Source organism: Streptomyces montanus (assembly GCF_005786655.1).
Lineage (GTDB): Bacteria > Actinomycetota > Actinomycetes > Streptomycetales > Streptomycetaceae > Streptomyces > Streptomyces sporangiiformans.
The window spans coordinates 1-5,657 of the sequence record NZ_VBZC01000072.1 but is presented as its reverse complement, the minus strand read 5'-3'; the positions used below and the strand labels follow the sequence as shown (position 1 = coordinate 5,657).

Sequence of the window (5,657 nt, the reverse complement as noted above, 5' to 3'; positions counted from 1 at the left end):
GGGGGGGGGCAAAAACACCCCCGTACCCTCCCCCCGCGGCCCCCTGATCCTCGGCCCCCCAGAAACCCGCCACCCCCTGGCCATCGAGGCGGTACGAGACGCCGAGGGCCCCGCCCTCGTCATCACCTCGAACCCCACCCTCTGGTCACAGACCAAGGACGCCCGAGCGAAACTCGGCCCCGTCCTCCTCTACGACCCCTCCCACCTCTGCGACACCCCGGCCCGCCTCCACTGGTCCCCCTCAACGGGTTGCGAGAACAAGGACACCGCCAAGGCCCGGGCGGCAGCCCTCCTCGCCCCGGTCCGCCCCACCGCGAAGATCGACCAGATGGTCGCCGACGCCGCGGAAACGCTCCTGCGCACCTACCTGCACGCCGCGGCCGCGGACGGCCGCACCGTCCGCCACCTCCACCGCTGGGCCCAGGGCACCCAGGTCCAGGAGGCCGTACGCATCCTCCGTACGAACCCCAAGGCGGCCTCCGGCGCCGCCGGCGAGCTGGAGTCGGCCCTCACCTCGTACCCCGAACGACGCGACATGGCCCAGGAGTTGACGGCCCGCGCCCTCTCCTCCCTCTTCACGGTCAACGTCCGCGAATCCTGTACTCCCAACCGAACTGATGCCCTCACCTTGGATTCCTTCATCAATGAAGGGGGCACGCTTTATGTGGTGGGTGAACCCATCGAGGACCCCAAGGCGAACCCAGGAGCGATGCCGCTGCTCACGGCCCTCGCCTCAAGCGTGGTCGAGCGCGGCCGGCGCATGGCCGAACGGTCATCCTCCGGTCGCCTCGACCCACCACTGACACTCGTCCTGGACGACGTCGCCGCGGTGGCCCCGCTCCCCCAACTCCCGGACCTGCTCACCACCGGAGCCGACCGAGGCATGCCCACCCTGGCCCTCCTCCGCTCCCGAGAACAGGCCCGCACCCGCTGGCCCCACCAGGAGCTCCCGGCCTAGGGCCCGCCCCGCGCCGGCTCCGTCACGGCCCGCGTCAGCGCCTCAGGGTCGCTTCATCACGAACTCCAGCTCCCGCGCGCCCGGATCACCCGGCACAGAAACGGCCTTCCCCGTCGGCACGAACCCGATCTTCCGGTAGAAGCCCTCGGCCCGCGCGTTCCGCTCGTGCACGAACAACCGCACCCGCTCGACCCCGGCCACTTCCCAGGCCCATTCCAGGGCACGGGCGAACAGCCTCTCGGTAAGTCCCACACCCCGCGCCTCGGGCCGCACGAAGACCCCCACGAGGTGCCCTTGGCGTACCTCGCTCACATCCCCGAGCGCGCCCTCGGCCCCCGCCTCCTCGACGAGCACGACCACCGACCCGACCCACCGGCCGTCGGGCCCCTCGGCCACGAACTGCTGCCGCCCGCGCACCCCTTTGGCGGCTCCCGCCGTCCGCTCCCGCCAGAAGCTGTCGGGTTTCCCGACAGCCTCCTCGTACGTCTCCAGAAAGGCGAGATGCGCCACCGGATCCCGCAGCGCGGCCAGCCGCAGCTCCTTCGCCGCGGGCCACTCGTCGGCACGTACGGAACGGATCACATCCCTCATGAGGGCCACCGTAATACCCGGGTACTACGTCTCTCATCTGATATCCCGCCACCGTCCGACGCTCCGCACCTCCGCCCGGCCGAGCATCGAAGGCATGACAACCGCACAGGGAATCAGCGCCAAGGGAAGCAGTGCACAGGGAATCAGCGCCCACGGGCTGACCAAGCGCTACGGCGACAAGACCGTCGTATCCGATCTCACCTTCACCGTCCGGCCGGGCACCGTCACCGGCTTCCTCGGCCCCAACGGCGCCGGAAAGTCGACCACCATGCGGATGATCCTCGGCCTGGACGCCCCGACGCGCGGGCACGCCACCGTCGGCGACCGCGCGTACGCCGCCCACCCCGCGCCCCTCAACGAGGTCGGCGCCCTCCTGGAGGCCCGCTCGGTCCACCCGGGCCGCACGGCGTACCACCACCTGATGGCACTGGCCCTCACCCACGGCATCCCCCGCAGCCGGGTGTCCCACGTCCTGGAAGTGACAGGTCTGGCCGAAGTGTCACGTCGCCGCGTCAAGGGGTTCTCCCTCGGCATGGGCCAGCGCCTCGGCATCGCGGCCGCCCTCCTGGGCGACCCGGCCACCGTCATCCTCGACGAACCGGTCAACGGCCTCGACCCGGAGGGGGTCCTGTGGATCCGTAACCTCCTCAAGTCCCTTGCCGCGGAAGGCCGTACGGTCTTCGTCTCCTCCCATCTGATGAGCGAGATGGCCCTCACGGCCGAGCACCTGATCATCATCGGCAGGGGCCGCCTGCTGGCCGACACGACCGTCGACGAGTTCGTCCGCGCGTCCGGCGCCGGAACCGTCAGGGTCATCACACCCGAGGCCGGCCTGCTCACCGAACTGCTCACCGCTCCGGACGTCGACGTGACCAGCACGGCCCCCGGAACCTTGGAAGTCCGCGGCACGGACGCCGAGCACGTCGGCCGCACCGCAGCCGCCCACGGCATCCCGCTCTTCGAACTCACCCCGCAGGCCGCCTCGTTGGAGCAGGCCTTCATGGACCTCACCCGCGACTCGGTCGAGTTCGCCGCCACCACGGCCACCACCGCCACCACCCCCGCCACACACGAGCGCACCTTTATGGAGTCCGCATGAGCACCCTCGCCATCACGCCGAGCCGCGTTCTGCGCTCCGAATGGCACAAGCTGTGGACGGTCCGCTCCACCTGGATCACCCTGGCCCTGTCGAGCGCGCTGACCATCGGCATCGGCCTCGCGATCGCCGCGACCTACGAGTCCGGCGGCGGCGACGCGGACGTCGACACGGTCCTTCTCGTCCTGCTCGGCATGCAGTTCACATCGATCATCATGGGCGTGCTCGGCATCCTGGTCACGGCGGGCGAGCACTCCACGGGCATGATCCGCTCCAGCATGACGGCGGTTCCGCGCCGCCTGCCCGTCCTGTGGTCCAAGGCTGCGGTCCTGGGCGCGGTCACCTTCACCGTCGTACTCGCGACGAACTTCGTCACTTTCCCGCTCGCCCAGACCTTCCTCTCCGGAACGGACCAGGAGGCCTCCCTCGGCGACCCCGGCATCGCCCGCGCCCTCGTCGGCAACGCGGCGGGTCTCGCCCTCCTGGGCGTCATGGCCCTCGCCCTCGGCGCCCTGATCCGCTCGGTCCCGGGCAGCATCGGCGCGTTCATCGGCGGTGTCCTGATCCTGCCGGAGATCCTGACCGCACTCCCGTACGACGTCATCGAAGACGCCGTCCGCTACTTCCCGGTCAGCGCCCTCGACGCCCTCACCCACGCCCACGCCACCGCGGACATGGCATCACCGGGCGCGGCACTGCTCGCGCTCGCCCTGTGGGCAGCCGGCACCCTCGCGGCAGCCGGGCTGCTGCTGAGGCGACGGGACGTGTGACCGCACGCGTGACTGGACGTGTGACCGCACGCGTGACTGGACGTGTGACCGGACGTGGGACGAGTCGAATGACCGGACGAGTGGCCAGAGCACGTACGAGGATGGCTCCGTGACACGCGAACAGGACTGGCAGGGCGAATGGTCGCCGAACGGGCAGCCGCTCACCCGCCAGTTCCACCGCATCGTCCAGCGGGCGCGCGCCCTCGACCGACGCCGCCCGTGGGTGTGGGACACCCTGCTGACGGGCTTCTACGTGACCGCCTGCCTCATCGACTTCATGGGCGGCGGCTGGAAGAACGTCACAGAGAACCTCGACACACCGGCCTGGCTGCTCGGAGCGCTGTCCCTGGGCTTCTCGGTACCGCTGTTCTGGCGCCGGAGCCATCCCTTCGCGGTCCTGCTGGTGATGCTGCCGTTCACCGTGACCAACGTCTGGACGGGCGCGGTGCTGCAGGCCTCCATGACCCTGTTCGTCGTCATCTTCAACATCGCCCTGCGCACCCGCCTGCGCACCCTGCTCTGGTCGTTCGCGCTCGCCGCGGCCCCCTTCTGGGACTTGGGTTTCCGCTATCCCGGCGAGGAGGGCCCCGACGCGACCATCGTCCCGGTCACCATGAGCCTCGCTCTGTGTGCGGTCGGCGGCATAGCGGTCCGCACGCGCCAGGAGTACCTCGCCTCCCTCGTCGAACGCGCCCGACAGCTCGAAGTCGAACGCGACCAGCAGGCCCAGCTCGCCGCGGCAGCGGAACGCACCCGCATCGCCCGCGAGATGCACGACATCATCGGCCACAATCTCTCCGTCATCACGGGCCTGGCCGACGGCGGTTCGTACGCGGCCGCCAAGTCCCCGGAGCGAGCCGCCCAGGCCCTGGAGGCGATCGGCACGACGAGCCGCCAGGCCCTCGCCGAACTCCGCCGCCTCCTGGAGGTCCTGCGCGAGCAGGCCCCGACCGCGGAACTCACCCCACAGCCGTCCCTGACCGACCTCGACCAGCTGATCGCAGGCGTACGGTCGGCCGGCCTCCCCGTACGCCTCAAGGTCCACGGCCGCGCGGCCCCCGTCCCCGCCGGCACCCAGCTCACGGTCTACCGCGTCATCCAGGAAGCCCTGACGAACACCCTCAAACACGCCGGCCCGGGCGCCACTTCACAGGTCTCGATCTCGTACGAGGAGGGCGGCGCCGTCACGGTGACGGTCACCGACACCGGACGCGGAGGCCCCGCACCGGACGGCTCCCCGGGCCGCGGCCTCACCGGAATGCGCGAGCGAACGGCCCTGTACGGCGGAACACTTGAGGCAGGACCCCTGCCGACCGGCGGCTGGCGGATTCACCTCCACCTCCCAACCCTCCCAGCACCACAGGACGCGACACCTCAGGAAACGACATCCCGGGAAGCGACATCCCAGGAAGCCGCACCGCAGGAAGCCGTACCGAAGGAAGCCATCCAGTGACCACCGTCCTCATCACCGACGACCAGCCACTCCAGCGTCTCGGCTTCCGCATGCTCCTGGAAAGTCAGGACGACATGACGGTGCTGGGCGAGGCCGGCAACGGCACTGAGGCGGTCCGTATGACGGCCGAACTCAACCCGGACGTCGTCCTCATGGACATCCGCATGCCCGGCCTCGACGGCATCGAGGCCACCCGCCGCATCATCGCCTCCGGCGACCGCACCCGCGTTCTCATCCTCACCACCTTCGACCTCGACGAGTACGCGTACGCCGGCCTTCGCGCCGGCGCCAGCGGTTTCCTCATCAAGGACGCACTCCCCGAGGAACTCCTCTCCGGGATCCGGGCCGTGGCGACGGGAGACGCGGTGGTGGCCCCGAGCCTGACACGACGGCTTCTCGACGCGTACGTCCAGCACTTACCGTCCTCGGCCCTGAACGACTCACCTTCACTGGACCCCCGACTAGCTGTACTGACGCAGCGGGAGCGGGAAATCCTCACCGTCATCGGCCAGGGCTGGACAAACACCGAGATCGCTTCCCGCCTGCATCTGGCGGAGTCGACGGTGAAGACACACGTGACCCGAATCCTCGCGAAGACAGGCGCGAGGGACCGGGTCCAGGCGGTGATTCTGGCGTACGACACGAAACTGGTGCAGCCATCGTCCTGATAAACGCAGAAATCCCCCGTGCCGAATGGCACGGGGGATTTCTCTACAATTAGTTCGGCGGCGTCCTACTCTCCCACAGGGTCCCCCCTGCAGTACCATCGGCGCTGTAAGGCTTAGCTTC

Annotated in this window: 6 protein-coding genes and 1 rRNA gene; 5 read left to right on the top strand and 2 right to left on the bottom strand. The window is 69.7% G+C overall.

Going from position 1 to position 5,657, the window contains the following annotated elements; genetic code table 11:
• Positions 1–958 (top strand): type IV secretory system conjugative DNA transfer family protein (locus FE633_RS48930; protein WP_246114047.1); only part of this gene is annotated, 958 nt, incomplete at its 5' end.
• A 42-nt stretch (positions 959–1,000) separates the two neighbouring features.
• Here the strand turns inward: FE633_RS48930 and FE633_RS40230 are convergent.
• Positions 1,001–1,549, bottom strand: coding sequence for a GNAT family N-acetyltransferase (locus FE633_RS40230; protein ID WP_138050121.1), 549 nt, complete (start codon positions 1,547–1,549; stop codon positions 1,001–1,003).
• A gap of 94 nt (positions 1,550–1,643) precedes the next feature.
• Between FE633_RS40230 and FE633_RS40225 the strand changes: the two genes are divergently transcribed.
• The 4 genes from FE633_RS40225 to FE633_RS40210 all read left to right on the top strand — a co-directional run bounded on the left by FE633_RS40225 (position 1,644) and on the right by FE633_RS40210 (position 5,536).
• Positions 1,644–2,648 (top strand): ATP-binding cassette domain-containing protein, encoded by a 1,005-nt coding sequence (locus FE633_RS40225; protein ID WP_138050120.1) that lies wholly within the window; start codon positions 1,644–1,646, stop codon positions 2,646–2,648.
• Positions 2,645–3,415, top strand: coding sequence for a 4-hydroxybutyrate dehydrogenase (locus FE633_RS40220; protein WP_138050119.1), 771 nt, complete (start codon positions 2,645–2,647; stop codon positions 3,413–3,415). The genes FE633_RS40225 and FE633_RS40220 overlap by 4 nt, the downstream gene beginning before the upstream one ends.
• A gap of 109 nt (positions 3,416–3,524) precedes the next feature.
• A complete protein-coding gene (locus tag FE633_RS40215; RefSeq protein WP_138050117.1) occupies positions 3,525–4,868 on the top strand; it encodes a sensor histidine kinase in 1,344 nt (447 codons plus the stop codon).
• Entirely contained in the window at positions 4,865–5,536 is a 672-nt protein-coding gene (locus tag FE633_RS40210; RefSeq protein WP_138050116.1) for a response regulator, read from the top strand. Before FE633_RS40215 ends, FE633_RS40210 begins: the two co-directional genes overlap by 4 nt.
• A gap of 52 nt (positions 5,537–5,588) precedes the next feature.
• On the opposite strand, the gene rrf is transcribed toward FE633_RS40210, so the two are convergent.
• Positions 5,589–5,657: ribosomal RNA gene (rrf, locus tag FE633_RS49920) — 5S ribosomal RNA — on the bottom strand; the annotation flags it as partial.